At 73.2% G+C, this 26,058-nt stretch carries 25 protein-coding genes and 3 tRNA genes; 10 read left to right on the top strand and 18 right to left on the bottom strand.

The annotated features are described in order from the left end of the window. The first annotated feature begins 79 nt into the window (after nucleotides 1-79). Both ACQPZK_RS06585 and ACQPZK_RS06580 read left to right on the top strand, forming a co-directional pair. Nucleotides 80-925, top strand: a complete 846-nt coding sequence (locus tag ACQPZK_RS06585) for a helix-turn-helix domain-containing protein (protein ID WP_433537435.1) — start codon at nucleotides 80-82, stop codon at nucleotides 923-925. Between the two features lie 7 nt (nucleotides 926-932). Further along, nucleotides 933-1,133 (top strand): DUF397 domain-containing protein, encoded by a 201-nt coding sequence (locus ACQPZK_RS06580; protein ID WP_433537434.1) that lies wholly within the window; start codon nucleotides 933-935, stop codon nucleotides 1,131-1,133. An 83-nt stretch (nucleotides 1,134-1,216) separates the two neighbouring features. Here ACQPZK_RS06580 and ACQPZK_RS06575 read toward each other — a convergent pair whose 3' ends face one another. The 5 genes from ACQPZK_RS06575 to ACQPZK_RS06555 all read right to left on the bottom strand — a co-directional run bounded on the left by ACQPZK_RS06575 (nucleotide 1,217) and on the right by ACQPZK_RS06555 (nucleotide 6,267). Next, nucleotides 1,217-2,266 carry an ROK family protein gene (locus tag ACQPZK_RS06575; protein ID WP_433537433.1) on the bottom strand — a complete coding sequence of 350 codons (1,050 nt, stop codon included), beginning with the start codon at nucleotides 2,264-2,266 and terminating at the stop codon, nucleotides 1,217-1,219. Nucleotides 2,267-2,616: 350 nt separating this feature from the next. Next, on the bottom strand, nucleotides 2,617-3,402 hold the full coding sequence (locus ACQPZK_RS06570; protein WP_433537432.1) for a putative protein N(5)-glutamine methyltransferase: 786 nt from the start codon (nucleotides 3,400-3,402) through the stop codon (nucleotides 2,617-2,619). Then, nucleotides 3,403-4,521: a cystathionine gamma-lyase gene (locus ACQPZK_RS06565; protein ID WP_433537431.1), complete on the bottom strand. Its 1,119-nt coding sequence runs from the start codon at nucleotides 4,519-4,521 to the stop codon at nucleotides 3,403-3,405. A 7-nt stretch (nucleotides 4,522-4,528) separates the two neighbouring features. After that, nucleotides 4,529-5,536, bottom strand: coding sequence for an NAD(P)H-dependent glycerol-3-phosphate dehydrogenase (locus tag ACQPZK_RS06560; protein ID WP_433537430.1), 1,008 nt, complete (start codon nucleotides 5,534-5,536; stop codon nucleotides 4,529-4,531). Then, nucleotides 5,533-6,267 carry a lysophospholipid acyltransferase family protein gene (locus ACQPZK_RS06555; protein WP_433537429.1) on the bottom strand — a complete coding sequence of 245 codons (735 nt, stop codon included), beginning with the start codon at nucleotides 6,265-6,267 and terminating at the stop codon, nucleotides 5,533-5,535. The genes ACQPZK_RS06560 and ACQPZK_RS06555 overlap by 4 nt, the downstream gene beginning before the upstream one ends. Nucleotides 6,268-6,396: 129 nt before the next feature. On the opposite strand from ACQPZK_RS06555, the gene cofC reads away from it, so the two are divergent. From cofC to ACQPZK_RS06530, 5 genes are read left to right on the top strand one after another with little or no spacing between them, the layout of a single operon-like run. After that, nucleotides 6,397-7,044: a 2-phospho-L-lactate guanylyltransferase gene (gene cofC, locus ACQPZK_RS06550; RefSeq protein WP_433537428.1), complete on the top strand. Its 648-nt coding sequence runs from the start codon at nucleotides 6,397-6,399 to the stop codon at nucleotides 7,042-7,044. A gap of 52 nt (nucleotides 7,045-7,096) precedes the next feature. Beyond that, nucleotides 7,097-7,294: a cold-shock protein gene (locus tag ACQPZK_RS06545; protein ID WP_433537427.1), complete on the top strand. Its 198-nt coding sequence runs from the start codon at nucleotides 7,097-7,099 to the stop codon at nucleotides 7,292-7,294. 54 nt (nucleotides 7,295-7,348) lie between these two features. Then, entirely contained in the window at nucleotides 7,349-9,688 is a 2,340-nt protein-coding gene (locus tag ACQPZK_RS06540) for an RNA degradosome polyphosphate kinase (RefSeq protein ID WP_433537426.1), read from the top strand. Nucleotides 9,689-9,712: 24 nt separating this feature from the next. Then, on the top strand, nucleotides 9,713-11,233 hold the full coding sequence (locus ACQPZK_RS06535; protein ID WP_433537425.1) for a CHAD domain-containing protein: 1,521 nt from the start codon (nucleotides 9,713-9,715) through the stop codon (nucleotides 11,231-11,233). Then, nucleotides 11,221-12,099, top strand: a complete 879-nt coding sequence (locus ACQPZK_RS06530; RefSeq protein ID WP_433537424.1) for an NUDIX hydrolase — start codon at nucleotides 11,221-11,223, stop codon at nucleotides 12,097-12,099. Before ACQPZK_RS06535 ends, ACQPZK_RS06530 begins: the two co-directional genes overlap by 13 nt. Nucleotides 12,100-12,124: 25 nt before the next feature. Here the strand turns inward: ACQPZK_RS06530 and ACQPZK_RS06525 are convergent, their stop codons facing one another. The 4 genes from ACQPZK_RS06525 to leuC all read right to left on the bottom strand — a co-directional run bounded on the left by ACQPZK_RS06525 (nucleotide 12,125) and on the right by leuC (nucleotide 17,210). Beyond that, nucleotides 12,125-14,185 carry an endonuclease/exonuclease/phosphatase family protein gene (locus tag ACQPZK_RS06525; protein ID WP_433537423.1) on the bottom strand — a complete coding sequence of 687 codons (2,061 nt, stop codon included), beginning with the start codon at nucleotides 14,183-14,185 and terminating at the stop codon, nucleotides 12,125-12,127. Nucleotides 14,186-14,331: 146 nt separating this feature from the next. Further along, a complete protein-coding gene (locus ACQPZK_RS06520; RefSeq protein WP_433537422.1) occupies nucleotides 14,332-14,991 on the bottom strand; it encodes an HU family DNA-binding protein in 660 nt (219 codons plus the stop codon). A 171-nt stretch (nucleotides 14,992-15,162) separates the two neighbouring features. After that, nucleotides 15,163-15,750 (bottom strand): 3-isopropylmalate dehydratase small subunit, encoded by a 588-nt coding sequence (leuD, locus tag ACQPZK_RS06515; RefSeq protein WP_433537421.1) that lies wholly within the window; start codon nucleotides 15,748-15,750, stop codon nucleotides 15,163-15,165. Nucleotides 15,751-15,764: 14 nt separating this feature from the next. Then, nucleotides 15,765-17,210, bottom strand: coding sequence for a 3-isopropylmalate dehydratase large subunit (leuC, locus tag ACQPZK_RS06510; RefSeq protein ID WP_433537420.1), 1,446 nt, complete (start codon nucleotides 17,208-17,210; stop codon nucleotides 15,765-15,767). Nucleotides 17,211-17,259: 49 nt separating this feature from the next. Between leuC and ACQPZK_RS06505 the strand changes: the two genes are divergently transcribed. Continuing rightward, nucleotides 17,260-17,946: an IclR family transcriptional regulator gene (locus tag ACQPZK_RS06505; protein WP_091671614.1), complete on the top strand. Its 687-nt coding sequence runs from the start codon at nucleotides 17,260-17,262 to the stop codon at nucleotides 17,944-17,946. Nucleotides 17,947-18,342: 396 nt separating this feature from the next. On the opposite strand, the gene ACQPZK_RS06500 is transcribed toward ACQPZK_RS06505, so the two are convergent. From ACQPZK_RS06500 to ACQPZK_RS06485, 4 genes are all read right to left on the bottom strand, one after another. After that, nucleotides 18,343-18,415, bottom strand: a tRNA-Glu gene (locus ACQPZK_RS06500). A 372-nt stretch (nucleotides 18,416-18,787) separates the two neighbouring features. Then, nucleotides 18,788-18,860 (bottom strand) — tRNA-Glu (locus ACQPZK_RS06495). 134 nt (nucleotides 18,861-18,994) lie between these two features. Then, a tRNA-Gln gene (locus ACQPZK_RS06490) sits at nucleotides 18,995-19,066 on the bottom strand. A gap of 108 nt (nucleotides 19,067-19,174) precedes the next feature. After that, the gene (locus ACQPZK_RS06485; RefSeq protein WP_357131201.1) at nucleotides 19,175-19,978 is read right to left on the bottom strand and encodes a fumarylacetoacetate hydrolase family protein; all 804 of its coding nucleotides are present in this window, start codon (nucleotides 19,976-19,978) and stop codon (nucleotides 19,175-19,177) included. Nucleotides 19,979-20,152: 174 nt separating this feature from the next. On the opposite strand from ACQPZK_RS06485, the gene ACQPZK_RS06480 reads away from it, so the two are divergent. Next, complete coding sequence (locus tag ACQPZK_RS06480) at nucleotides 20,153-21,619, top strand: hypothetical protein (RefSeq protein WP_433537419.1); 1,467 nt, start codon at nucleotides 20,153-20,155, stop codon at nucleotides 21,617-21,619. A gap of 34 nt (nucleotides 21,620-21,653) precedes the next feature. Next, a complete protein-coding gene (locus ACQPZK_RS06475; RefSeq protein ID WP_433537418.1) occupies nucleotides 21,654-22,517 on the top strand; it encodes a 3-methyladenine DNA glycosylase in 864 nt (287 codons plus the stop codon). Between the two features lie 24 nt (nucleotides 22,518-22,541). Here the strand turns inward: ACQPZK_RS06475 and ACQPZK_RS06470 are convergent, their stop codons facing one another. From ACQPZK_RS06470 to ACQPZK_RS06450, 5 genes are all read right to left on the bottom strand, one after another. Then, nucleotides 22,542-23,135 (bottom strand): TetR family transcriptional regulator, encoded by a 594-nt coding sequence (locus ACQPZK_RS06470; protein WP_433537417.1) that lies wholly within the window; start codon nucleotides 23,133-23,135, stop codon nucleotides 22,542-22,544. Nucleotides 23,136-23,208: 73 nt separating this feature from the next. Further along, nucleotides 23,209-24,207: an aldo/keto reductase gene (locus tag ACQPZK_RS06465; protein ID WP_433537416.1), complete on the bottom strand. Its 999-nt coding sequence runs from the start codon at nucleotides 24,205-24,207 to the stop codon at nucleotides 23,209-23,211. A gap of 110 nt (nucleotides 24,208-24,317) precedes the next feature. Beyond that, a complete protein-coding gene (gene arfB, locus ACQPZK_RS06460; protein ID WP_433537415.1) occupies nucleotides 24,318-24,743 on the bottom strand; it encodes an alternative ribosome rescue aminoacyl-tRNA hydrolase ArfB in 426 nt (141 codons plus the stop codon). 34 nt (nucleotides 24,744-24,777) lie between these two features. Continuing rightward, complete coding sequence (locus tag ACQPZK_RS06455; protein WP_433537414.1) at nucleotides 24,778-25,074, bottom strand: hypothetical protein; 297 nt, start codon at nucleotides 25,072-25,074, stop codon at nucleotides 24,778-24,780. 99 nt (nucleotides 25,075-25,173) lie between these two features. After that, complete coding sequence (locus tag ACQPZK_RS06450; RefSeq protein WP_433537413.1) at nucleotides 25,174-26,034, bottom strand: S1C family serine protease; 861 nt, start codon at nucleotides 26,032-26,034, stop codon at nucleotides 25,174-25,176. Nucleotides 26,035-26,058: the final 24 nt, after the last annotated feature.

The raw sequence follows: 26,058 nt of genomic DNA, 5'->3' as shown, positions 1-26,058 counted from the left end.
ACGTCTACAGCCATGAATGCAACTCTCATCGGCCATCTCTCATGTACCCGTTCCCGTAAATGTGTGCGACCATCGATGCATGGCCCCCAAGACCGCCCGTGCCCGCCGACTCGGCATCGCCCTACGCCAGTTCCGGGAAGCCGCCGGGCTGACACTGGAGTCCGCCGCAGACGAGATCAACAGCACTCGCAGCACGCTCTCGCGCTACGAGAACGCCCAGACACTGATCAGCCCGGCCACCGTGCGCGCCCTGCTCACCTCGTACGGGGTGACGTCCGAGGAGGTGGCCGCCGCGGTGCAACTCGCCAAGGACGCGCGCAAACCGGGCTGGTGGGTGTCGTACTCGTACCTGCTCGACCCGCGCACCATCGACTTCATCGCCCTGGAGGCGGAGGCCACTGCGATCTCCAACTTCGAGCCGTCGGTGGTGCCCGGCCTGTTGCAGACCGCCGACTACATCCGCGGAGTGATGCGCGGCGGCCCGCACACCCTCGGCGACGAGCTGGTGGAGCAACGGGTCAAGATCCGGCTCGACCGCCAGCAGCGGCTCACCGCCGAGACCCCACCCATCCTCGACGCGATCATCGACGAGGGCGCGCTGCTCCGCCCGGTCGGCGACGAGTCGGTGATGGAGGGCCAGCTCCGGCACCTCGTCAAGATGGCCGAGCTGCCGAACATCACCGTCCAGGTGATCCCGCTCTCCGCCGGTTACCACCGGGGCACCCGTGGCTCGCTGCACATCCTGGAGTTCGCCGATCCGGAGGACCCGATCATCGCGTCGGTGGAGACCGTCGCCGGTCAGATGATCCTCGACCGGGCGGGCGAGACGCGTACCTGCACCAAGATCATGGAGCATCTGCGCAGCGTGGCGCTCAGCCCGGCGGACAGCCGGGCGATGCTCCTGTCAGTCCTGAAGGGACGGTAGGAGACCGATGACACCGACGATCACAGCGGCGTTGGCCGCGGCGGCGTGGCGCAAGAGCAGCCGCAGCGGCGACGAGGGAGCCTGCGTGGAGGTGGCCGCGATCCCCCGACTGGTGGCCGTCCGCGACTCCAAGGACCCGGCCGGCCCGGCCCTGCTGTTCCCCCCGGCGGCCTGGGCCGCCTTCGCTCAGGCCCCACCACGCCGCTGACCACTACGCCCGCCGTACGACCCGCGCCCCGCCGACCGGGCTGACACAGCCCGGAACGCGGGGCGCGGCCAGGTGGGAGAGGGTCAGGCGACCAGGGGGCGGGGCTCCGGCGCGGCACGTACGGCTTCCAGAGCGGCGATCGCCACGCCACGGGCGCCGGCCATGTCGCGCTCCGGCACGAGCGCGAAGGTGGCGACGGCGGCCTGCTCCGCACGGAGCACGGTGTGCTCGCGGACCGTCGCCAGGAACCAGTCCCGGAACGCCGGCGCGGCCTCCACCACGCCGCCACCGACGAAGTACGCGTGCGGATCGGTGAAGTTCGCCGCCAGGGTGAACAGGCGGCCCAACGCCATCGCCTGCTGGGTGAAGAGGTCCCGGGCCAGCGCGTCACCTCGCTCGCCGTAGCCCCGTACGAGCTTTGCCGCCCGCGCCAACGGCTCGGCCGCGAGGGGGTGGCCGGGATACCGGGTCAGCCAGTACGGCAGCAGGTTGCGCTCGATGCCGGTCAGCGACGCGATGCTCTCGACGTCGCCGATGAAGCCACAGGCGCAGGTCGGTTCCGACTGCTCCGGGCCGAGCAGGCCGCCGAGCGGGATGTGCACGTGACCCAGCTCGCCGGCCATGCCGGCGGCGCCGGCGATCACCCTGCCGCCCTCGACCACCCCGCCGCCGAGGCCCGTGCCGACGATCGCGGAGACCGACGACCGGGTCATCGCCTCGTCACCGAAGTACACGTGGTGGGCGTAGAGCGCCGCCGCGTTGCCGTCGTTGTGGTAGATCACCGGCAGGCCGAGCCGCCGCTCCAACGCGCCTCGGACGTCGAAGCCACGCCAGGCCGGTTGCGAGAAGTTGGTCGAGCCGCGCGATGAGATCACGCCGGTGGCGCTGGCGGGACCGGGGGTGTCGAGCCCGACCGCCCGGACCAGCTCACGGGGAACACCGGTCTGCGCCAACGCCCCGTCGAGCGCCCGCGCCAGCGCCTCGATCGCCGCCTCCGGGCCGGCCTGCACCTCGCTGGGGATCTCCAGCAGGCCGTCGACCAGGAAGTGGCCGTCCACCGTCAGCACGGTGGCGTTGTTGCTGGTGCCACCGTTGTCCAGGCCGACGACCACCGGCACCCCTGCGCTGCCCACCGCAACCGCCTCCCGCCCTCATGAGTGTGAGCCGAGGCTAGTGCCAACCCCGCTCCCCCGCCACGCCCACTCCCCACCCCGTGCCTCACGGCACCCCTACGGCAGGGAGCAAGGGTGCCCGTTCCGCCCTTTGCTCTGCTTCAACCCAGGAGACACCCGGCGTCCGATAATCGGACAGCAGGTGTCTCCTCCGCTGAAGCAGAGCAAAGGGCGCGATGCAGCAGGTGTGCCCGGAGCCGGCACCACCGGCACTACCGGCACCACCGGCACTACCGGCAGCACCGGTTCCACCGGCAGCACCGCAGACAGCCCGGTCCGCGCCCCACGATGACGCTGGCGGGGCGGGCAGCTCAGCTCGGGCGGCGAGCCGTCACCGCAGTGGCGTCGAGGTCCTCGTCCGTCCGGACGGTCGGTCGCAGGCCTGCGGCCTCGAACGAGCGGCACAGATCGTCCACCTGCGTCTCGCCGGCCTCGACCACCAGGTTGCCGCCCGGAGCCAGCCAGCTCACCGCCTCGACGCCCACCCGGCGCAGCACGGCCAGCCCGTCCGGCCCGCCGTCGAGCGCCACCGGAGCCTCGTGCAGCCGTGCCTCCGGCGGCATCAGGGCCACCGCGTCGGTCGGCACGTACGGTGCGTTGGCGACCACCAGGTCGAGCCGCCCCCGCCAACGCTTTGGCAGCGGGGCGAAGAGGTCACCCTCGTACACCTCGGCGGCCAGCCCGGCGAGGTTGCGCCGGGCGCACGCCACTGCCACCGGATCGATGTCGGCGGCCGCCAGCCAGCGCGGCGCGAGCCGGTGGGCCAGCGCCACGGCGGCAGCCCCGGAGCCGCAGCAGAGGTCGACCACGGCCGGGGCGGGACCGGTCAGCTCGACCGCCACCTCGACCAGCAGGGCCGTCCGGCCGCGCGGCACGAAGACGCCCGGGTCGACGGCGATCCGCAGGCCGCAGAACTCCGCCCAGCCGAGCAGGTACTCCAGCGGCTCACCGGCCACCCGGCGGTCGGTCAGCTCGGCCAGCGTCACCGGATCGTCGGTGGCGGCGAGCAGCAGCTCCGCCTCGTCCTCGGCGTACACACAGCCGGCGGCCCGCAGCCGGCCCACCAGGGCGGACCGCTCGATCGGCGGTGACTGCACTCAGGCCCCTGCGCTGGCGTCCAGCGCGGCGGCGATGTCGGCCACCAGGTCGGCCGTGTCCTCGGCGCCGCAGGAGAGCCGGACGAAGCCGGGGGCCGTGTCGTCGCCCCACTGGGCGCGCCGGTCCGCCGTGGTGTGCAGACCGCCGAAGGAGGTGGCGGCCGCCACCAGCTGGGCGGCCTCGACGAAGCGGGCGACCCGATCCGCATCGCCCAGGTCGAACGACAGCACCCCGGGCACCCGGCGCATCTGCGTCGAGGCCACCGCGTACGCGGGATCGTCGGGCAACCCCGGCCAGCGCACCCCGGTCACGTCCGGACGGGCCGCCAGCAGGTCGGCGACGGCGGCGGCGTTCGCGCTCTGCCGGGCCAGCCGCAGGTCGAGGGTCGCCAGCGACCGGTGGGCCAGCCAGGCGTCGAACGCCCCCGGCACCGAACCGGTGCTGGTACGCCAGAGCGTCGCCGCCTCCACCACCTCGACGGACCGGCTGGCCAGGTAGCCGAGCAGCAGGTCGGAGTGGCCGGTGAGCGCCTTCGTGCCGGACGCCACCACCAGGTCGGCGCCGAGGTCCAGCGGACGCTGCCCGAGCGGGGTGGCCGTGGTGTTGTCGACCGCGAGCAGGGCACCGGCGGCGTGCGCCCGCTCCGCCAGGGCGGCCACGTCGACCACGTCCAGGCCCGGGTTGGCCGGGGTCTCCACCAACACCAGCCGTACGCCCTCGAACGACGGGTACGGGCCGACGGTCGGCACGAGGAGCACCCGTACGCCGATCGTCTCCAGTACGTCGGTGGCGAACGCCCGCACCGGAAAGTACCCGTCGGAGGGCAGCACCACGGTGTCCCCCGGGCGCAGCAGGGTGAACAGCGCCGCCGTGATGGCGGCCTGCCCGCTGGCGAAGACCAGAGACTCCCCGCCCTCCAACTCGCCCACCGCGGCCTCCAGCAGCCGCCGGGTCGGGTTGTCGGGGCGGCCGTAGCCGTTCGGCGACGCGTCCGGCCCCTGCCGCGGATCGAGGTGGTACGGCGCGGCGAACACCGGCCCCGGCAGGAACGGGTCGCCCGGCGCCGGCTTCGGCAGGCCCGCGCGTACGCAGCGGGTGCCGTCTCCCCACTCGCTCATCAGGTCCTCACTCGTACGACTCGGGCTTGGCGGTGCGGCTCATCAGCGCCTGGACGGCGAGGCGCGGGTCCATCCCCTCGTGACAGATCCGTTCCACGTGCTCGGTGATCGGCATCTCGACGCCGTGGGCCCGGGCCAGGTCGCGGATCGCGAGGCAGCTCTTGACGCCCTCGGCCGTCTGTCGCGTGGCGGCCTGGGCCTGTTCCAGCGTCTCGCCCCGGCCCAGGTGCTCGCCGAAGGTGCGATTACGGGCCAGCGGGGACGAGCAGGAGGCGACGAGGTCGCCCATGCCCGCCAGGCCGGCGAAGGTGATCGGGTCCGCGCCGAGCGCCACGCCCAGGCGGGCCGTCTCGGCCAGCCCCCGGGTCATCAGCATGGCCCGGGTGTTGTCGCCGAAGCCCATCGCGGTGGCGATGCCGTACGACAGCGCGATCACGTTCTTGACCGCGCCGCCCAACTCGCAGCCGATCACGTCGTCGTTGGTGTACGGGCGCAGGTACGGCGTCCGGATCGACGACTGCACGAGCGTGGCCCGGTGGGCGTTCGTGCCGGCCACCACCGTGGCGGCCGGCTGCTCGGCGGCGATCTCGGGGGCCAGGTTCGGGCCGGAGACCACCACCACCCGGTCCGCCGCCACCCCGGCGGTCTCCACGATGACCTCGCTCATCCGCCTGGTGGTGCCGAGTTCGATGCCCTTCATCAGCGACACCAGCGTCGAGTCGGGGTGCAGGTGCCGGGCCCACTCGGCGAGGTTGCCGCGCAGGGTCTGCGACGGCACGGACAGCACCACCACCTCGGCGTCGGTGATCGCCTCGGCGGCGTCGGTGGTGGCGGTGACCCGGGACGGCAGCAGCAGGTCCGGCAGGTACTCCGGGTTGCGACGCTCGGTGCGGATGCTCTCGGCCACCGGGGCCCGGCGGGCCCACACCGTCACGTCCCGACCGGCGTCGGCCAGGATCTTGGCGAAGGCGGTGCCCCAGGAGCCGGCGCCGAGCACCGCGACGTGGCCGCTCATGCCGCTTCGCCCTGTCGCCGCTCGACGGACGGTCGGGCCGGTCGTTCCCACAGCGGCGGCGGGGTGCCGCCCCGGATCTCGGCGAGCATGTCCCGCAGCCGCAGCATGATGGCGTCCGTCATCTCTTCGAGGGTTTCCCGGGTCGGCGGCGCGTCCGCCCAGCGGCTGAGGTCGACCGGTTCGCCGGCCACCACGGTGACCGGAATCCGGGGGCGCGGGTCGAGGCGGGTGGTCCGCGGGTCGAAGATCCGCTCCGGCCCCCACATGACCAGCGGCACCACGGGCGCGCCGGTCGCCAGCGCCAGCCGGGCGGCGCCGGTCTTGGCCTTCATCGGCCACAGCTCCGGCTGCCGCGTGGTGGTGCCCTCCGGGTAGATCACGACGGCGCCGCCCTCGTCGAGCGCGGCGACCAGCTTGTCCAGCGAGCGGACCGCCTCGACGCTGCCCCGCTCCACCGGGATCTGTCGGCACCGATGCAGGATCCAGCCGACCACCGGTACCCGGAACACGCTGGCCTTGCCCAGGTACTGCGGCCACCGGCCGGAGTCGTAGATGAAGTGCGCGGAGACCAGCGGGTCGGCGTGCGAGATGTGGTTCGCCACGATGATCACGCCGCCGTCCCGGGCGAGGTGCTCCTGGCCCCGCCAGGTCCGCCGGGTCCAGACGGTCATCACCGGCTTGACCAGCCCCACGGCGAACCATTGCCAGAACCCCAGCCTCCGCCGTGCCACTGTGCCTCCTCGTCGCGCCCCGACCCCACCGCGCGCGCCCCACCCGCGACACCCGCAGCGGAAATCATGCCTGCTCGCCCCCGGTACGGCCAGCGAGGGTCCCGTCGTCCGGCTGGCAGGATTGCGGACGTGAGTCAGCCGAGGTGGGCCGTCGTGGTGCCGGTGAAGCGTCTGACCGTGGCCAAGAGCCGGCTGCGGGGCGCGCTGCCCGGCGTACCCCACGAGGAGCTGGCGCTGGCCCTGGCGGCCGACACCCTGCGCGCGGTGCTGGCCTGCCCGGCGGTCGCCGAGGCTCTGGTGGTGACCGACGACCACCGGGTGGCGCAGGCGGCGCGTGCCCTCGGCGCGCGTACCGTCGCCGACCTGCCGGACGCCGGCCTGAACGCGGCGTTTCGGCACGGCGCGGCACAGAGCCCGGCGCGGTGGGTGGCCGGGCTCACCGCCGACCTGCCGGCGCTGCGCCCGGATGACCTGGCCGCCGCGCTGCTCGCGGCGCAGCACGGCCCCGAGGGGGTACGCCGGTTCGTGGCGGACGCGCCCGGCACGGGGACCGTGCTGCTCGCCACTCCGCCGGGCGTGGACCTCGACCCGCGGTTCGGGATCGACTCGGCGGTGGCGCACGAGGCGAGCGGAGCGCTGCCGCTGACCGGCGCCTGGCCGAGCCTGCGTCGTGACGTGGACACCGCGGACGATCTGGTCGAGGCCGCCCGCCTGGGTCTGGGACCGCGCACGGCCGCGCTGTTCGCCACGGTCCGCCCGGCGCGCTCCACCAGCTGAGGGCGCCGGCCGCGCAGCGCCGAGGTGACCCCCGCCGGTGTACGGTGCCAGCATGCAGGGCACGGTGGCCAGCTACGACGCGACGACACGCAGCGGTGTCCTGCTGCTCGACGACGGCACCGAACTGCGCTTTCCCACCCGGGCGTTCGACGCCTCCGGCCTGCGGCTGCTCCGGCTCGGCCAGCGGGTCCGCATCGACACCGATCCCGACGGCGAGGTCGTCCGGGTGACATTGCCGACGATGAACTGAGCTGGCGGGGCCAAGTTCATTTTGCGTTAACTCGAATCGGGTGATTATGAGCGGGTGAGCACCCCTCGCGAGCACCCGGTCACCCCACCCGCCACCGACCCCCGCAACGGCGCCCGCATCCGCGGCACCGATGGCCGTTTCCGCCCGTCCCGGGCCGAACGGGCCGGCGCCGCCCGCGCCGACACGCTCGCCGACGACCCGGGCGGAGCCTCCTCCGGGCTGGACGAGGTCCTCGACCCCGCCGTCGCGACCACCGAGGCGGACGGCCCGGCGGCCGGCGGCGTCCAGCCCGCCCCGCCCTTCGCCAGGGATGACGACGAGCCGCCGGCCCCCCTTCCGGAGGACCGCTTCCTCAACCGGGAGCTGTCCTGGCTCGACTTCAACGCGCGGGTGCTCGCCCTCGCCGAGGACCGGAGCACTCCCCTGCTGGAGCGGGCCAAGTTCCTGGCGATCTTCGCGAGCAACCTGGACGAGTTCTACATGGTGCGGATCGCCGGCCTGAAGCGGCGGCTCTCCGCCGGCCTGCCGGTACGCGGAGGCGACCGCCTCCCCCTGCGTACGCAGCTCGAACTGATCTCCGAGCGGACCGCCGAGCTGGTCGCCCGGCACGCCGCCTGTTTCGTCGACGACGTCCTGCCCCGGCTGGCCGAGGAGGACGTCCGCATCCTGCGCTGGGGTGACCTCGGCGACCCCGAGCGGGAACGGCTGCGCACCTACTTCCGGGAGCACATCTTCCCGGTGCTCACCCCGCTCGCGGTGGACCCGGCGCACCCGTTCCCGTACATCTCGGGACGGTCGCTGAACCTGGCGGTGGCCGTCCGCGACCCGGACGGCGGTTCCGAGCTGTTCGCGCGGGTGAAGGTGCCCAACAACGTCCCGCGTTTCGTTCGCGTCGACCGGGACCAGCCGGGCGTACGGATGCTGCCGGTCGAGGATCTGATCTCGGTGCACCTGGGTCAGCTCTTCAGCGGCATGCAGGTGGTCGAGTGCCACCTGTTCCGAGTGACCCGCAATGCCGAGGTGGAGGTCGACGAGGACCGCGACGAGGACCTGCTCCAGGCCTTGGAGCGGGAGCTGGCCCGACGCCGGTTCGGGCCGCCGGTACGCCTGGAGGTCGCGGCGTCCATCTCCGACCACATGCTGGAACTGCTCGTCCGCGAGTTGGACATGGACGACCAGGACGTGCTGCGGGTGCCCGGCCTGCTGGACCTGTCCGCGCTGTGGCAGGTGTACGGCGAGGCCGATCGCCCGGACCTGAAGGACCCGCCGTTCGTACCGGCCACGCACCCCCGGCTCACCGAGGGTGAGGTGCCGCGCAGCGTCTTCGCCACGTTGCGGGACGGGGACATCCTGGTGCACCACCCGTACCACTCGTTCGCGACGAGCGTGCAGCGCTTCATCGAGCAGGCCGCCGCCGACCCGAACGTGCTCGCCATCAAGCAGACCCTCTACCGCACCAGCGGTGACTCGCCGATCGTGGACGCGCTCGTCGACGCGGCCGCCGCCGGCAAGCAGGTGGTGGTGCTGGTCGAGGTGAAGGCCCGCTTCGACGAGGTGGCCAACATCGGTTGGGCCCGCACGCTGGAACGCGCCGGCTGCCACGTGGTGTACGGGCTGGTGGGGCTCAAGACGCACTGCAAGACCGCGTTGGTGGTCCGGCAGGAGGGCAACCAGATCCGCCGGTACTGCCACATCGGCACCGGCAACTACCACCCGAAGACCGCGCGGCTGTACGAGGACTTCGGCATGCTCACCGCCGACCCGGAGATCGGAGCGGACCTCACCGACCTGTTCAACGTGCTGACCGGGTACAGCCGGCAGACCGCGTACCGACGGCTGCTGGTCGCCCCGCAGGGCATCCGCAGCGGATTGATCGAACGGATCGAGCGGGAGATCGCGCACGTCCGCCTCGGCATGCCCGGCCTGGTCCAGTTCAAGGTCAACTCACTGGTCGACGAGGGCGTGACCGACGCGCTGTACCGGGCCTCCCAGGCCGGCGTCCACGTCGACCTGCTCATCCGGGGCATGTGCACGCTGCGTCCGGGGGTGCCGGGACTGTCGGACAACATCCGGGTCCGCTCGATCCTGGGCCGCTTCCTGGAGCACTCCCGCGTCTTCCGCTTCGGCAACAACGGCGAGGCCGAGTTCTGGATGGGCTCGGCGGACCTGATGCACCGCAACCTGGACCGGCGGGTGGAGGCGCTGGTGCAGGTGAGCGATCCGGTCGCCCGTGCCGAACTGGACTACGTGCTGACGGCCGCCATGAGCCCGGACGTCGACGCGTTCGAGCTGGCCGGCGACGGCACCTGGACCCGGCGTACCGGCGACGACGACGGGGCCCGTGTGCATCTCCAGGAACTGTTGCTGCGCCGCGTCGGTGGCACGGCCGGCTGAGCGATCACCGCCTAGGCTGAGCTGATGGTCGAGGAGGAGCAGAAGTACGAGGTGGACGACACCTTCGTGCTGCCCGACCTGTCCGCCACCGCACCGGCCGGCGGTCGGGTGCGGGCGCTGCCGCCGGTGACGCTCGTCGCCCGCTACCTCGACACGGTCGACCTGCGGCTGGCCCGCGCCGGGGCGTCCCTGCGCCACCGGGACGGGGACGAGCCGCCGTGGACGGTGAAGCTGCCCACCGGCACGCCCGGCGTCCGACACGAGATATCCCGTCCCGGACCGGACGGGCAGCCGCCGGCGGACCTGGTCGAGCTGGTCACGGCCCTGCACCGGGACGCGCCGCTCACGCCGCTGACGGTGGTACGCACCGTTCGGCACGCCCACGAGGTGTGCGCCGGGGACGGCACGGTGCTCGCCGAGGTGGTGGACGACCGGGTGAGCGTCCTCGACGACACCGGCGCCGTCACGAGCTCCTTCCGCGAGGTGGAGGTCGAGCGGAAGGCCGGCGACCGCGACCTGCTGGACCGTGTCGGCGCGGCGCTGCGCGACGCCGGGGCCCGGTCCGGGGCGTTCACCCCGAAACACGTGCGGGCGCTGGGGACGATGGCACAGGGTGAACCCGACCTGGTCGCGCCGGGCGAGCTGGCCGACGACCCGAGCGCCGGGGACGTGGTCACCGAGGCGGTCCGCAAGGAGGTACGCCGGCTGCTGGCGAACGATCCCCTCGTACGCCTCCGTGATACGACGGGCGACGGAGACAGCGCCGTACACCAGATGCGGGTGGCCTGCCGACGGCTGCGCAGCGACCTGCGGACCTTCCGTCCACTGGTGCGCCGGAGCTGGGCCCGTCCCCTGCGCGACGAGTTGCGCTGGCTGGCCGGGGTGCTCGGCGGGGCGCGCGACGCCGAGGTGCTGCGCGAGCGGTTGCGACGCACCGCCACCGCCGATCCGCTCGGCCCGCTCGACGCCGGCGCGGTCGACCGGCTGGACGACGCCCTCGCGCAGCGGCAGCGGCAGGCGCTCGCCGCCATCGACGAGGCGCTGCGCTCCCCGCGCTACCTGGCCCTGGTGGACGCCCTGGTGCTGGCCGCCCGGGCGCCCCGGCTCACCCGACGGGCGGCCACCCCGGCGGCCCGGACGCTACCGAAGCTGGTGGCCCGCCCGTGGCGGCAGCTCACCGGCCCGGACGGCGTCGACAGGCTCGACCCGCTCGCCCCCGACGATCGCTGGCACGCCGTCCGCAAGCAGGGCAAGCAGGCCCGGTACGCGGTCACCGCCGTCCTCCCGGCGGTCGGCAGGGACGCGCGACGGCTGGCCCGTGCGCTGGCCCGGGTCCAGGACGTGCTCGGTGAGCACCAGGACGCCGCGGTGGCCGCCGAGACCTGGCTCGCCCTCGCCGCCCAGCGGCCGGACGACCACGAGCTGGCCGTCACCGCCGGGCGGCTGGCCGAGCGGGAACGCGACACGGTCCGGCGGATGCGGGCCCGGTTCCCCGACGCGTGGCACCGGGCGACCCGGCGACGGCGGACCCGATGGCTACCGTGACGGGCATCCGGGCCGCCGGCGGAGTCTGCTGGCGACCGACCGACGACGGCGTACGGGTCTGCGTCGTGCACCGCCCGCGCTACGGGGACTGGACGCTGCCCAAGGGCAAGCTGGAACCGGGCGAACACCCGCTCGTCGCGGCGGTCCGCGAGGTGGCCGAGGAGGCCGACGTGCGGGGCGTACCGCAGGTGCGGCTGCCGTCGGTGCGGTACCGCAGTGAGGGGCAGGCCAAGCTCGTCGACTACTGGTCGATGCTCGCCGTCGCCGAGGGTGGTTTCCAGCCGGGCACCGAGGTCGACGACATCCGGTGGCTGACCGTCGACGACGCGATCCGACTGGTCAGCTATCCACACGACGCCGAGGTGCTGGCCGCGTTCGCCGCGCTGCCGCCGGTGACCGCGACGATCGCGCTGGTCCGGCACGGGCACGCCGGCAAGCGGGCCACGTGGACCGGGCCGGACACCGCCCGTCCGCTCGACGACGAGGGGTGGGCCCAGGCGTACGCGCTGGCGCCGTTGATCGCCCTGGTCCGGCCCGCCCGGCTGCTGTCGGCGTCGGCACGCCGCTGCGTGCAGACCCTGGACCCGGCCGCCGCGCTGCTCGACCTGCCCATCGAGGTGCGCGGCGACCTGAACGAGCCGCAGCCCGGCCAGCAGCACGACGAGCGGGTGCTGGCCACCGCCGCGCAGGTGCTGGAGCTGGCCTGCGCCGGCGGGCAGGTGGCCGTGTGCAGCCAGGGCAAGGTGCTGCCCGGCGCGTTGGAACGGCTGACCGGCCGCGCCGACGAGGACTTCACCACTCCCAAGGGCGGCGGCTGGCTGCTCGCCTTCGCCGGCGACCGGCTGCTCGCCACCGACCGCCTCTGACGCGGGCCGTCCGAGTCGATCGGCGTCAGCGAGGCGGCAGCGTGACGGTCACCGCCACCGGCAGGTGGTCGCTGGCCTCGCCGCGTGGCGCGACCGGGTCCGCGGCCGTCAGACCGGGTGAGACGAAGACGTGGTCGATCTGCTGCCGGGGGTCGTCGGCAGGGCTGGTCGCCAGCGGTCGGCCAGCCGCCAACGCGTCCACCAGACCGGCCAGCGTGAACTGCCCGAACGCCTCGTCACCCGGCTCGGTGTTGAGGTCACCGGCAACGACGAGCGGCCGGCCCGCCGCGTACCGGATGGCGAAGTCGGCGACCGCGCGGGCCTGGACCACCGGGTCCCGGCCCGGCGGCGGCTGGAGGTGGGTGCTCACCACGGCGGTACGCACGTCGTCACCGAGGTCAAGGGTCACGGCGAGCGCCTGCGCGCCGGTCGGCGCCCCGACGGCCGGCAACGGCAGGGATTCCGGCGCGGTCATCGGCCAGCGGCTGAGCACCGCGTCGCCCCACACCGGGTCGGCGGCCGGCCCGAAGACGTACGGCATGCCGAGCCGGTCGGACAACAGATCCAGCGTGTCGTGGCCACCGTTGAGCAGCCAGCCCCGGTCCACCTCGCTGAGCAGCACCACGTCCGGCCGCTGCCGGTCGATCGCGGCAGCCAACCCGGCGAGGTCGAACCGGCCGTCCAGGCCGAAGCCCATCCGGATGTTGTAGGCCACCACCCGCAACCGCTCCGGCGGGCCTTCCCGGTTGCTGGCCACCGGAAGTTCCTCGGCCACGAGCGGCGCCAGCAGGGCCAGCGCGGTCACCGCGGCCGTGGTCCGCAGGGGCGGCAACGGTCCGGGGAGCCGGAGGCGGATGGGACGGGCCGTCAGGGCCACCACCGCGACAACCCCGGCCACCACCACCGGCACGGCGGCGTTGGGGTAGCCGAGGTCGTAGGCGGAGTAGTAGCCGATCGAGCCGACCACAAAGACGAGCATGCCGGCGGCCACCGCGTACCCCCGTCGGGCCGCCGCTCGCCATCCATCGCCCGCCTCACCCGCCCCGACCCGGTCGGGGCCGGCGTTCTCGGTCGGGTCGGCGCTGTCAGTCGGGCCAGCGTTGTCGGCCCAGCCGGCGTTCTCAGTCGGGCCGGCGCTGTCGGTCCGACCGGCGCTGTCGGTCCGACCGGCGCTGTCGGTCCGACCGGCGTACTCGGTCCGGCTGACGTTGTCGGTCGGGCCGGCGCTGTCGGTGAGGGCCAGGCAGGCGCCGAGGCCGACGGCGCTGAGCAGCATGGCCGCGACCAGCAGATCGCCACGGTCGAGGGCGAAGAGCACCGCGCCCGCCAGCAGGGCCGCCGGCCCGAGTGGACGGGCCCAGCGCCGGTTCGGGCCCGTCAGCGCGGCCAGCAGGAATCCGGCGACCGCCACCGGCACCGGCGCCAGGCCGAGCAACGGCGAACGGGCGACGGAGCCCTCCGCTTGCAGGTACGACATCCCAGCCTGCGCCAGAGCCGGCGCGAGAGCCACCATGCCGGACAGCAGCAGGGCCGGCCCGAACAGCAACCACGAGCGGGCGCCGGCGGGGCCGGGAGGCGCGGCGGGCAGGGCCGCGTCGAGCAGGAACAGCGCCACCGCGACGGCGCTGAGCAGCCACGCCACCCAGCCGCCCCGCCAGACGAGGTCGTAGGTGTCCAACAGCGCGTGCCCGACCGCGTTGACCGCCAGCCCGAGCGCCAGCCCCGGCACCGGGCGGTCGGTGCCGGCGGCGACGCCGACCAGCCACACCAGCCCGGCCAGGAGACCAGCGGTGGCCAACCAGAGCTGCGGACGGCCGCCGGGGGTCGCGGTGAGCGCGAGACGGGCCACGGCCAGCACGACGGCCGCCGCGACGGTCACCGGGCGGGTACCGATTCGGCGGACCAGCGCCGGCGCGGCCAGCGCCAGAACGAACCAGCCGAGCGCGAACGCGCCCATCAGCTCGGCCGGAGTGGAGGCGGCCTGCCCGAAGATGGTGATGATGCCGGGCAGCCAGACGCGCAGCACGTCGATGAGCAGGATGACGCCCAGAGCGAGCGATGAGGTGGTGAGCTGGCGGTAGCGCACCGGCGCCCCACTTCCCGTCGACGGACCGGCCCGAAGGGGGAGCCGGCACGGCGATTCTGCGCGTACCGCCCGGTCGGGTCAACGCTTCCGACACGGACGAGGGGCGTCCACCACCGGTGGACGCCCCTCGCAGCTCGGTCAGTCGGTCAGCGCTTGCTGGCCGCCTTCTTGGCCGGAGCCTTCTTCGCCGGAGCCTTCTTGGCCGCCGTGCTCTTGCTCACCGCCGCGGTGGTCTTCTTCGCCGTGGCGGACTTGGTGGCCGCGGCGCTCTTCTTCGCCGGGGCGGTCTTCTTGCTGGCGGCCGTCTTGGTCGCCGTGGTGGTCTTGCTCGCCTTGGCCGGGGCGGTCTTCTTGCTGGCCGCCTTGGTGGCCGTGGCGGTCTTGCTCGCCTTGGCCGGGGCCGTCTTCTTGCTGGCCGCCTTGGTGGCGGTGGCCTTCGTGCCCGTCGCCTTGGTGCCGGCCGCCTTGGTACCGGCCGCCTTGGCCGTGGTGGTCGCCGTCTTCTTCGCCGCCACCGTGGCCTTCGGCACCTTGCCGCTGGCCACCATCTCCTTGAACCCGGCGCCGGGACGGAAGGTCGGGACGGACGTCTTCTTGACCTTCACCGCCTCGCCGGTACGCGGGTTGCGCGCTGTTCGTGCGCCACGGACACGCTTTTCGAATGCTCCGAATCCGGTGATCGCCACCTTCTCGCCCTTGGTGACCGCCGCCTGGACCTCAGTGAGGACCGCGTCGAGCGCGGCCGTCGCCGTTTTCCGGTCCCCCAGGCGAACGGCGAGCGCCTCGATGAGCTCGGCCTTGTTCACGACTTCCTCCCGATTGTGCAACTGACTCGACGCGAGCCATTCTGCGCGCACCGTATGCCCTGTAGTGCCTGGACACAAACATTCGGCGGAAAAAAGCCCTTGTGTCGTAACGGATTCGCCCCCACCGGTTGGACCGGTGAGGGCGAAATCCGATGTGGGGTACGCGTACGGCTATGCCACCGAGGGCAGGAACGGCAGTCGGGAGGCCTCGTACGAGTCGATGTCGGCGGCGTGTCGAAGGGTGAGTCCAATGTCGTCCAGGCCCTCGATCAGCCGCCAACGGCTGAAGTCGTCCAGCGGGAACGACCAGGTGGCATCCCCCGCCCGGAGCTGTCGGGCGGTCAGGTCGACAGTCACCGGCGTGGTCGGATCGGCCTCGACGAGATCCCACAACTCCTCGACGGCTTTCAATTCCAACTCGACCGGCAGCAGGCCCTCCTTGAGTGCGTTGCCGCGGAAGATGTCACCGAAGCGCGGGGCCACCACCGCGCGGAAGCCCCAGTCCCGCAGCGCCCAGACGGCGTGCTCACGCGAGGATCCGGTGCCGAACTCCGGCCCGGCGACGAGGATCGACGCCCCGGAATAGGATTCATCGTTGAGCACGAATGCCGGGTCTTCCCGCCAGGCGTTGAACAGCCCGTCGGCGAAGCCGGTACGGGTCACCCGCTTGAGGTACACGGCCGGGATGATCTGATCCGTGTCCACATTGGACCGGCGCAGTGGCACGGCCGTACCGGTGTGGGTGGTGAACTTGTCCATCTCGTCGGTCCCTTCTACAGGTCGGCGGGGGCGGCCAGCCGGCCGACCACGGCGGTGGCGGCGGCGACCGGCGGGGACACCAGATGCGTACGCCCGCCCCGGCCCTGCCGGCCCTCGAAGTTGCGGTTGGAGGTGGAGGCGGAGCGCTCGCCCGGCTTGAGCGTGTCCGGGTTCATGCCCAGGCACATCGAGCAGCCGGCGAACCGCCATTCGGCGCCCGCGTCGGCGAAGACCTTGTCCAGCCCCTCCGCCTCGGCGGCCTCCCGTACGGCGGCGGAGCCGGGCACCACGAGCATCCGCACCCCGTCGGCGACCCGGTGGCCGCGCAGCACGTCGGCGGCGGCCCGCAGGTCCTCCAGGCGGCCGTTCGTGCAGGAGCCCACGAAGACCACGTCGATCGGCAGTTCCCGCAGCGGGGTGCCGGGGCGCAGATCCATGTACTCCAGGGCCCGGCGGGCGGCAGCGCGCTCCGCGTCGGTGGTGAACTCCTCCGGGTCGGGCACCGGTGCGCTCAGCGGCGCGCCCTGCCCCGGGTTGGTGCCCCAGGTGACGAACGGCGTGATCCGGCTGGCGTCCAGCGTCACCTCGGCGTCGAAGCGCGCGCCCTCGTCGGTGGGCAGCGTCCGCCACCAGTTGAGCGCCGCGTCCCAGTCGGCGCCCTGGGGCGCGTTCGGTCGACCCTTGAGGTACGCGAAAGTCGTCTCGTCCGGCGCGATCATGCCGGCCTTGGCGCCCCACTCGATGGACATGTTGGCGATGGTCATGCGCCCCTCCATGGAGAGGGCGCGGATGGCCTCACCGCGGTACTCCACGATGTGCCCCCGACCGCCGCCGGTGCCGACCTGGGTGATCAGCGCCAGCACCAGGTCCTTCGCGGTGACGCCCGGCGCGAGCTGGCCGACGACGTTCACGGCCATCGTCTTCGGCCGGCTCTGCGGCAGCGTCTGGGTGGCGAGCACGTGCTCGACCTCGCTGGTGCCGATGCCGAAGGCGAGCGCGCCGAACGCGCCGTGGGTGGCGGTGTGCGAGTCGCCGCAGACGATCGTCATGCCCGGCTGGGTGAGCCCGAGCTGCGGGCCGATGACGTGCACGATGCCCTGGTTGTCGTCGCCGAGCGGGTGCAGCCGCACCCCGAACTCGGCGCAGTTGCGGCGCAGCGTCTCGATCTGCGTACGCGACGTCGGGTCCGCGATGGTGAGCAGGTCACCACGGCGGGACCGGAACGCCGGATCGGCGTACCCGGTCGGGGTGTTGTGGTCCTCGGTCGCGAGGGTCAGGTCGGTACGACGCACCCGACGCCCGGCGAGCCGGAGCCCGTCGAACGCCTGCGGGCTGGTCACCTCGTGCAGCAGGTGCAGGTCGATGAAGAGCAGGTCCGGCTCACCAGCGGCGGACCGTACGACGTGCGCGTCCCAGACCTTCTCGGCCAGGGTCCTCGGCTCAGGAGTGACTCCCACCATCTGGACATCCTAAATTCTGGGAGGTAAGTTTCGGCTTGTGGGACACAGTATGAGCGGTGTCGGCGTTCTCGACAAGGCGGTGGTCATCCTGGCCGCCTGTGTCGACGGCGCCAGCCTTGCCGAACTCGTTGAACGCACCAAGCTGCCCCGGGCCACCGCGCACCGGCTGGCGCAGGCCCTGGAGATCCACCGGATGCTGGTCCGGGACACACAGGGCCGTTGGCGCCCCGGGCCTCGGCTCGGCGAGCTGGCCAACGCCGCACCGGACGTGCTGCTGACCGCCGCCGAGCCCCTGCTCGCCGCGCTGCGGGACGCCACCGGTGAGAGCGCCCAGCTCTACCTCCGCCGCGCCGACGAGCGCATCTGCGTGGCCGCCGCGGAGCGCGCCAGCGGCCTGCGGGACACCGTCCCGGTCGGCTCGGTGCTGCCCATGACAGCCGGCTCGGCGGCGCAGATCCTGCTCGCCTGGGAGCCGCCGGAGGCGGTCATGCCGCTGCTGCCGCGCAGCAAGTTCACCGGCCGCACCCTGGCCGAGGTACGCCGCCGGGGCTGGGCGCAGAGCGTCGCCGAGCGGGAGGCCGGTGTGGCGAGCGTCTCCGCGCCGATCCGTGATCGCACCGGCCGCGTGATCGCCTCGATCAGCATCTCCGGCCCGATCGAACGCCTCGGCCGCCGCCCCGGCGAACGCCACGCCATGGCAGTGGTCCGAGCCGGCCAACGCCTATCCGGCCTCTAACCCCACCCCCACCCGCCCTCGCCCTCGCCCCGCCCTCGCTCCGCCCTCGCCCCGCCCCCGCCCCGCCCCGCCCTCGTCCCGTTGATCATGAAGTTGTTGTCCCGACACGCCGATGCAGGTGGCAATAACTTCATGATCAACAGCACGAGAGGAAGCCGGGCCGGGGGCGGCCGGGCACCCAGATCGGGTCGCGCCGGCTTCCTCGCTCGTCCCCCGTGATCAAGAGGTTTGCGTCACGACACGCCGGTTCCGGTGACGCAAACCTCTTGATCACCGGGGGCGGGCCGGACCGGGGGCTGAGTGGGGCCGGGGCCGGATGGAGCACGGGCGGGGCCGGGAGGGCCGGGTGGGATATGGAGAAGGCTCACCCCGCTGGGCGAGGTGAGCCTTTGGTTGTAGCCCCGACCGGATTCGAACCGGCGCTACCGCCTTGAGAGGGCGGCGTCCTGGGCCGCTAGACGACGGGGCCAGAACTTTCCTGTTCACCACCCTCGCGGGCGGTGCGGCTTGTAGTCTAGCGGCACCGTTGGCGAGGGCGAGAACCGGGTACGGGCGACGGCCGCACCGGCGGCGGCCCAGATCGACTCGGGTTCCGTGAACTCGGCCTGTCGGCCGGCTCAGGACACCACGGTTTCCTGCAAGCCGAGTCGATCAAGCCGGGCCACGACCGGGCAGACCACGACCCGCAAGCCACGACCGGCAGACCACGACCCGCAAGCCGCGACCGGCAGGCCACGACCCGCAAGCCACGACCGGCAGGCGACGACCGACAGGCCAGGCAGGCAGGCAGGCGGACGCGAAACAGCCCGCCTCACCGTAGTGAGACGGGCTGTACACGATGTAGCCCCGACCGGATTCGAACCGGCGCTACCGCCTTGAGAGGGCGGCGTCCTGGGCCGCTAGACGACGGGGCCAGAACAACTTTCGCTCCCCCACCCATACGGATGGAGGAGCTGCACTCTACCGAAGACCACTCTCCGCCCCCGCAGGGACGGAGTCGAACTCCGTCAGAATCCAGCGTCCGGGATTCTCGCGAATCCCAGCTGCGCTGGGGTACCAGGACTCGAACCTAGACTAACTGAACCAGAATCAGTCGGGCTGCCAATTACCCCATACCCCATCGGCCCCTTGCGGCGCCGGGAGTGAACATTACCCTCCCGGTGCCGGCAGGCCAAATCCGATCCCCCCGAAACACCCTTGAGCTGCGGAAACAGGGGCATCAGACCGATCAGGCGACGGGGACCACCGGGTTGCTGAGCTCGCCGATGCCCTCGATCCGCACGCTGACCGTATCCCCCTCGACGAGCGGACTAACCCCCGCCGGGGTACCGGTGAGCACCACGTCGCCGGGCAGCAACGTCATCACGTGCGAGATGTACGACACCAGGCCGGGCACGTCGAAGACCATGTCCTTCGTCCGGCCGAGCTGGCGTACCTCCATCTCGTCGGGGTTGCGACCGACCTCACACCGGATCTCCAGGTCGGACACGTCCAGCCCGGTGGTGATCCACGGCCCGATGGGGCAGAACGAGTCGAAGCCCTTGGCGCGGGTCCACTGCCCGTCCGAGCGCTGGAGGTCCCGGGCGGTCACGTCGTTGGCGCAGGTGTAGCCGAAGATGGCGCGTTCGGCGGCGGCGCGGTCGGCCCGCCGGGCGCCCGGTGCGCCGATCACGACGGCCAACTCCGCCTCGTGCTCGACCTGCTTGGAGAAGATCGGCAGCCGGATCGCGTCGCGCGGACCGATCACCGAGGTGGACGGCTTGAGGAAGAGCAACGGCTCCTTGGGTACGTCGTTGCCGAGTTCGGCGGCGTGGTCGGCGTAGTTGCGGCCCACGCAGACCACCTTGCTGGGCAGGATCGGCGAGAGCAGCCGGACGTCGGACAGGGCCCAGCGGGCCCCGCTGAAGGAGAGCTGACCGAACGGGTGACCCTCGATCTCGGCGATGGTCAGGCCCTGCGGCCCGGCCTCCGGCTCGCCTTCGACGGCTCCGAACGACATTCCCTTGGCATGAGCGAAACGAGCGATACGCACCCGGCCAATCTAGCGCCGCCGACGTGCCCACCGGCCACAACGCCCGCCGGGTGTGCGCAACCCGTCAGTGGCGCGGCACCCTAGCGCAGGTCGGGACGACCGAGGCGGGTTTCCGCACTTCGTACCCGCACGGAGGCCGGGCAGCCCTAGCGTCGGTTCCGGAGGTTCGTTCGTATGCCTGCATCGACACGACACCACAGAGCCCTCGCGGTGTTCGTACACTGCCTCGGCATCCTCGCCGCCGTGCCGGCCCTGCCCGCGGCGGCCCCGGAGGCGGCGGCCGCGCCACGACCGGCGGCCGGCACGCCATCGCCAGCCGTGCCACCTCCGGTGGACGGCATGCCACGACCAGCCGCGCCGCCGCCCACAGCCGCGCCGCCGCGCACGACCGGGCCGACGGCGGTCGGACCGGCGGTGCCGGTGGCCGCGCGGGCGACCAGCGCGGAGCCCACACCGCCCTCGGCGCCACCGGCGGTGGCGACGCCCACGCGGGCGGTCGTGCCGGCGCCCCCGCCTCCGGTCACGGTGGCGGTCGCGCCGGAGAGCAGTCCGGCGCCGCGTTACCGGATCCACGTCCGCAACGTGGGCAACTCACCTGTCGACACCACGGTTCGTCAGGAACTGCCCTCGGGTTCGTCGGCGACCGCGATCAGCGCGGGCGGACGGTCCAGCCGCTCCGGCGGGTCGACGTCAGAGGTGACGTGGCGGTTGCGACTGCCGGCCCACAGCAGCACGACGCTGGGCACGGCCCTGACCGCGACCGCGCCGGGCCAGCCACTGACCGCGCCGGCCTGCGCCTTCACCAGTGACGGCAGCCGGCCGTACGACTGCGCCACCGCCACCTGGCAGGCGGCAGTGGCGGCCCCGGCGGCGGAGGTCACCGAGGCGCCGCCGTGGCGGCGGTACCCGGTGCTGCTGGCCGGGGTGGGGATCCTGCTGCTGATCAGCGCCGCCGTGGTCTGGGTGTGGCGGCGACGACGTGGACGGCGGGTGACCGCCGCCGCCCTGGCCGACGGAGCGGCGAATGGTGGACGCGGAACGGTCTACCCCCGCCCGGCGACGCCGAGTCCGAGCCGACGTCGGCGTACCCCGCCGGTCTGGCTGCTGGTCAGCGGCGCGGTGGTGGTCCTGGCGGGGGTGATCGGCACGGCCGGCTGGACGGCGACCCGGCAGGTCTCGTCGATCGACACCCAGAAGCAGCCGACCAGTGGCGCGTGGCGGGGCACCGGGGTCGCCGGACCGATGGGCGTGCCGCTGCGGGAGTCCGCGTTCGAGTTCACCGTCTACCGGATGACGTGCGGTGCGGCGGGCAGCGCGGCCACCGCCCCGGGGGCGAGCGCGCCGCCGCCGGGCGCACGCAGCTGTCAGGCCACCGTGGGCGTGCGCAACCTGAGCGGCGCCCAGCAGCCCTGGCACGGCGAGTTGCAACGCGCCTACCTGCCCGGCAACCGATGGGTGAGCACGGACGAGTCGGCGACCCGGGCGGCCAACCTGGGGCGGGATGTCTTCGCCAACCCGGTGGCCGCGGGCAGCCGGGTGGTACTCCCGCTGGTCTTCACCGTCGACGGGCGGGACCCGCCCCGGCAGCTGGAGCTGCGCAGCGGGGTGTTCTCCGCCGGCGTCCGGGTGCAGATGCCCTGACCGGGCAGCGGGCGGCGGTCGTACCCTGGGTGCCGTGACCGCCGCCCTCGCCCCCGCCGTGCTCGACGTGGCGACCTGGCAGGCCCGTCGCCGGGCCCACGAGGAGCGGGCGGACGCCTGGCTGACGCCGCACCTGGCGCGGCGGCGTCGGGGTGAGCGGCATCCGGTGGAGGACTTCCTCTTCACCTACTACTCGCACCGGCCGGCACAGCTCCGCCGCTGGCATCCGGGCGCGGGGGTCGAGCTGCGCGACGCCGACCCGGCCGAGTTCGGCCGGGACTACCGCGCCACGTCCGTCGGGGTCACCGTCGACACCGAGGGGGTACGCGTCAGACGCGGCGATTCGATCGCGTGGATCCGTTCGCTGCTGGCGTCCACGGCGGGTCGGACGCCGCACTTCGGCTGCTTCGGGATGCACGAGTGGGCGATGGTGTACCGGCAGACCCGCGAGGAGCTGCGCCACAACGCCTGGCCGCTGCGGTTGGCCCCGGAGCGGACCGCCGAGGTCGTCGAGGAGCGCGGTGTGCGGTGCAGCCACTTCGACGCGTACCGGTTCTTCACCCCGCCGGCCCGGCCCCTGAACCTGCTCAACCCGACGCGCGAAACCCAGCACGCGAACGAGCAGCCGGGCTGTCTGCACGCCAACATGGACCTCTACAAGTGGGCGTACAAGCTGTCGCCGCTGGTCCCGTCCGAGCTGGTGGCGGACTGTTTCGAGTTGGCCCGCGAGATCCGCACGCTGGACATGCGGGCCAGCCCGTACGACCTGGCGGCGCTCGGTCACCCGCCGGTGCGGGTGGAGACTCCGGAGGGTCGGGCCGAGTACGCGACGGCCCAGCGGGGGTTCGCCGACCGCGCGGCCGTGCTCCGCGACCGGCTGCTCGCCGCCGTCCCCTAGACGCTCCGCGGCCCATGGGCGGCGTCAGCGCGGGCGGGCCCGCAGGCCGTCGAGGAGCAGCGCGACCACCGCGGCCAGGTCGTCGTCGAGGCCCGGCTCGTCCCACTCCGTCCGGTGCGACGGGTGGTGAAAGCGTGCGGTGGCCTGGAGCAGCGCGCGGCCGGCCACCGCCGGGTCGGGCACGGTGAACTCGCCGGCGGCCACCCCGTCGGCGACGATCAGGCTGAGCTGACCGGCGAGGACCTCCAGGTGGTTGGCGACGGCCCCCTCGGAGAGCGTGGCGAGCTGGTGGAAGTTGTCGAACAACTCCGGGTCCTCGCGGGCCATCCGCCGCTTGGTGCCGCTCAGTTCGGCCAGCCACCGGCGTAGCCGCTCGGCGGCCGGATCGGAGCCCGTGGCGACCTCGATCAGCGGGGTGGAGACCCGGGCCAGCCAGCGTTCGGCGACCGCCTCGCGCAGGGCGGCCTTGCTGGCGAAGTGCCGGTAGACGCTGCCGTGGCTGACGCTCAACGCGCGGGCCACGTCGAGCACGGTGGCCTTCGCCGGGCCGTACCGGCGCAGCACCTCCTCGGCGGTGTCGAGGATGCGGTCGGCCGTCAGGGCGGTGGCGTCGCTCATCGTCCCAGCCTCCCTGACGACGTCGCCGGTCGTGGCGCGACCCCCGGCCCGGCGTCGCGCCACGACGGGACGGTCATGCCCGCTCGCTGTCCAGCATGGCCATCTGCGCCTCGCCGTAGCGGCTGCCGGCCACCGCGCCGGACGGTACGGCGGCCTCGATCGCCGCCAGGTCCGCCTCGGTCAGGGTGACCGTGGCCGCGCCGAGCGCCTCGGTCAGCCGCTCCCGGCGACGCGCGCCGATCAGGGGCACGATGCTCTCGCCCCGGGACAGCACCCAGGCGATGGCGATCTGCGCCACGGTGACGCCCCGCGCCTCGGCGACGGCGCGCAGCGCGTCCACCAGGGCGAGGTTGCGGTCCAGGTTCGCGCCCGTGAACCGGGGCAGGTCGGTGCGGAAGTCGCGGGCGGTGGTCTGGCGCTGCGGCGTCCAGTGACCGCTGATCAGGCCCCGCGACAGCACCCCGTACGCGGTGATGCCGACCCCCAGTTCGCGGGCCGTGGGCAGGATCGCGGCCTCGGGGTCGCGGGAGATCAACGAGTACTCGATCTGGAGGTCGGCGACGGGGTGTACGGCGTGCGCGCGCCGCAGCGTCTCGGCGTTCACCTCGGACAGGCCGATGTGCCGGATGTGGCCCGCCTTGACCAGGTCGGCCAGGGTGCCCATCACGTCCTCGACCGGCACGTCCGACGCGAGCCGAGCGGGGCGGTAGATGTCGACGTGGTCGGTGCCGAGTCGGCGCAGCGTGTACGCCAGGAAGTTCTTGATCGCAGCGGGTCGCAGGTCGTGGCCGATCCAGTTGCCGTCGACGTCGCGCAGGGCGCCGAACTTGACGCTGATCACCGCGTTGTCGCGGTTGCGGCCGCGCAGGGCGTCGCGCAGCAGCATCTCGTTGTGGCCCATGCCGTAGAAGTCGCCGGTGTCGAGCAGGGTGATGCCGGCGTCCAGGGCGGCGTGGACGGTGGCGATGCTCTCGGCCTCGTCGGCGGGGCCGTAGAGGTCCGACATGCCCATCAGGCCGAGCCCGAGGGCGGAGACGGTGGGGCCGTTGCTGCCGAAGGTGCGGGTGTCCATCGGTCTTCCTCTCACGCGGGGTACGCGAGTGACAGTACACCGATCGGCTGACAGATTCCAGATTCTGTCATTCAAAGGCAGGAGGGTCCGGGAAAGCGATCCCGGTTCCGCTACTCGCCGTCGACGCGGCGGTCGCGCTTGCGCTGCGACTGGCGTTTCTTCTCCGCCAACCGGCGCTCCTTCGCGCCCCGCGACGGTCTCGTGGCACGGCGCGGAGGTGGCGGCGGGGCTGCCGCCTCGCGCAGCAGCGCGGCCATCCGCTCGCGGGCCGCCTCCCGGTTGGCGAGCTGCGCCCGGTGCTCGCTGGCCGCGATCGTCAACACGCCGTCCACCAGGCGGTTGGCGAGGCGCGCCATCGCCCGCGCCCGCAGCGACTCGGGCACGGCCGGGGAGTTCGCCAGGTCGTAGCTCAGCTCGACCCGGGAGTCAGCGGTGTTCACACCCTGCCCGCCGGGGCCCGACGAGCGGGAGAAACGCTCCCGCAGCTCCCCGGCGGGGACGACCCACCGGTCGGTCACCCGCAGTCCGTCGTCCACGCCCCGAGGCTAGCCCGCCGGAGGTCGCGCCGGGTCACCGGCGCGAAGGCTCACCCTGCGTCGTGGACGAGGTGGGCGCCGGGCCGGCGGTCTCGTCGTCGGAACCCACAGCGGCGTACGCCACCGCGCCGAACAGCAGCAGTCCCACGACCGCGGCCTTCACGGCGACACCGCGGATCAGCAACCACGCGCCCCGGCGAGCGCCGGGCACCGATTTCTTCGCGGTCTGGTAGTCGGTCCACCCGCGCCGTGCCCGGGCGTACGCCGACCCCACCGCCCATCCGATGAACAGGCCCACCAGCAGGAGGACCGTGAGAAGAGGACGCTCCACCTCAGCCAGTATCCATACCGAGCGTCATATTTCCATCCTCCGATGACCTCGGGCCGGATATCCGACACTGGAGGCGGCCGGCAGGGCCGTTCATGCAGGTCAGCCGCCCTTGCCGATGATCGTGTCGGCGGTCTGCTGGACCTGCTCGATGGGGATGGCGAAGCCGATTCCAATCGAGCCGTTGCCGTCGATGGTGGCGATGGCGGTGTTCACCCCGACCACCTCACCCCGGGCGTTGACCAACGGGCCGCCCGAGTTGCCGGGGTTGATGGACGCGTCCGTCTGCACCGCGCGGTGCCGGTTGTTGCCCAACCGCACCTGGCGGTCCAGGGCGCTGACGATGCCCGCGGTGACGGTCCCGGACAGGCCCAACGGTGAGCCGACCGCGAGCACCGGCTCACCGACCCGGGTGGCGCCCGGCTTGGCCAACGGCAACGGGGCGAGTCCGGCCGACGGTGGCACCTTCAGCACCGCAAGGTCGCTGCGGGCCTCCCGGCCGACCACCTCGGCCTCGTACCGGCGGCCGTCGGGCAGCTCCACCGTCACCGGCCCGCCACCGCCCTTGGCCAGGATGTGGTCGTTGGTGACCAGGTGCTGCTGGTCGTCGATGGCGAATCCCGAGCCCGTCGCGGACGCGCCGTTCGCGCCGCCGGCGAGCACCGACACCACACCGGGCACGGTCCGCTCGGCGGCGGTGACCAACTCCGCCGGCACCGGAGCGGCGGACGCCGCGGCCGGCCCGCCGGCGCCGTCCCGGCTGGCCACCACACCCCCGGCCAGCGCGCCCGAGACGGCCGAGACCGCCACGATCGCCAGCGCGGCGAGCAACCGACCCGGCCGTCCCCCGCCGGGGTCACGGCCCGAGCCGGGAGCGTCCCACCACCCGCGCCCGTCCGGGTCCAGGTCCGGCGAGATGAACCAGGGACCGCGCGGTTCGCCCAGTCCGGTCTGCACTGCCATGCGTACTCCTCACGGTCGACGTCG

Origin of the sequence: Micromonospora sp. CA-249363 (assembly GCF_050950185.1) — a bacterium.
In the GTDB taxonomy this organism is placed as follows: Bacteria; Actinomycetota; Actinomycetes; order Mycobacteriales; family Micromonosporaceae; genus Micromonospora.
The sequence above is the reverse complement of the archived record's forward strand: the minus strand, read 5'-3'. Positions and strand labels throughout refer to the sequence as shown.

What these genes read in the sequence shown, in the direction of transcription:
- ACQPZK_RS06585 (WP_433537435.1), top strand. Translation starts at nt 80, where the DNA reads ATGGCCCCCAAGACCGCCCGTGCCCGCCGACTCGGCATCGCCCTACGC.
- ACQPZK_RS06580 (WP_433537434.1), top strand. Translation starts at nt 933, where the DNA reads ATGACACCGACGATCACAGCGGCGTTGGCCGCGGCGGCGTGGCGCAAG.
- ACQPZK_RS06565 (WP_433537431.1), bottom strand. Translation starts at nt 4,521, where the DNA reads ATGAGCGAGTGGGGAGACGGCACCCGCTGCGTACGCGCGGGCCTGCCG.
- ACQPZK_RS06560 (WP_433537430.1), bottom strand. Translation starts at nt 5,536, where the DNA reads ATGAGCGGCCACGTCGCGGTGCTCGGCGCCGGCTCCTGGGGCACCGCC.
- ACQPZK_RS06545 (WP_433537427.1), top strand. Translation starts at nt 7,097, where the DNA reads ATGCAGGGCACGGTGGCCAGCTACGACGCGACGACACGCAGCGGTGTC.
- ACQPZK_RS06535 (WP_433537425.1), top strand. Translation starts at nt 9,713, where the DNA reads ATGGTCGAGGAGGAGCAGAAGTACGAGGTGGACGACACCTTCGTGCTG.
- ACQPZK_RS06530 (WP_433537424.1), top strand. Translation starts at nt 11,221, where the DNA reads ATGGCTACCGTGACGGGCATCCGGGCCGCCGGCGGAGTCTGCTGGCGA.
- leuD (WP_433537421.1), bottom strand. Translation starts at nt 15,750, where the DNA reads ATGGACAAGTTCACCACCCACACCGGTACGGCCGTGCCACTGCGCCGG.
- leuC (WP_433537420.1), bottom strand. Translation starts at nt 17,210, where the DNA reads ATGGTGGGAGTCACTCCTGAGCCGAGGACCCTGGCCGAGAAGGTCTGG.
- ACQPZK_RS06505 (WP_091671614.1), top strand. Translation starts at nt 17,260, where the DNA reads ATGAGCGGTGTCGGCGTTCTCGACAAGGCGGTGGTCATCCTGGCCGCC.
- ACQPZK_RS06480 (WP_433537419.1), top strand. Translation starts at nt 20,153, where the DNA reads ATGCCTGCATCGACACGACACCACAGAGCCCTCGCGGTGTTCGTACAC.
- ACQPZK_RS06470 (WP_433537417.1), bottom strand. Translation starts at nt 23,135, where the DNA reads ATGAGCGACGCCACCGCCCTGACGGCCGACCGCATCCTCGACACCGCC.
- ACQPZK_RS06465 (WP_433537416.1), bottom strand. Translation starts at nt 24,207, where the DNA reads ATGGACACCCGCACCTTCGGCAGCAACGGCCCCACCGTCTCCGCCCTC.
- ACQPZK_RS06450 (WP_433537413.1), bottom strand. Translation starts at nt 26,034, where the DNA reads ATGGCAGTGCAGACCGGACTGGGCGAACCGCGCGGTCCCTGGTTCATC.